Annotated in this window: 1 protein-coding gene; it reads right to left on the bottom strand. The window is 69.0% G+C overall.

The window, feature by feature from the left end; genetic code table 11:
• On the bottom strand, positions 1-234 hold a 234-nt coding region (locus tag SB822_RS57650), incomplete at its 3' end, for a VpsR-related response regulator (protein ID WP_410859180.1).
• Positions 235-268 lie beyond the last annotated feature (34 nt).

Below are 268 nucleotides of genomic sequence, written 5' to 3'. Positions count from 1 at the left end.
GTGGATAACTGGCTCGGTCAGCAAGGCCATGCAGTGCGCGTGACCGACCGCGTGTCCGAGTTCGTCGGGCGTGGTCGGCAGCGTGACGTAGCGCATGCAGCGGCCACGCACGAGCGAGCGGGTCGAGACATCTTCGAGCTGGCCGGGCCACGGCGCGGCGACCCAACCTACGTCGCGTGCGGCGAGGATGTCGGTGAGCGCCTCCATGTCGCGCGGGAATTTCATTGACGCGATATCGATCAGCCCACCCGCGCCCCCCCGCGAGCCG

The sequence above is a fragment of the Paraburkholderia sp. SIMBA_054 genome, from assembly GCF_046534875.1.
Classification (GTDB): domain Bacteria; phylum Pseudomonadota; class Gammaproteobacteria; order Burkholderiales; family Burkholderiaceae; genus Paraburkholderia; species Paraburkholderia hospita.
Note: the sequence above shows the minus strand (reverse complement) of the source record. Positions and strands in the feature narration are given on the sequence as shown.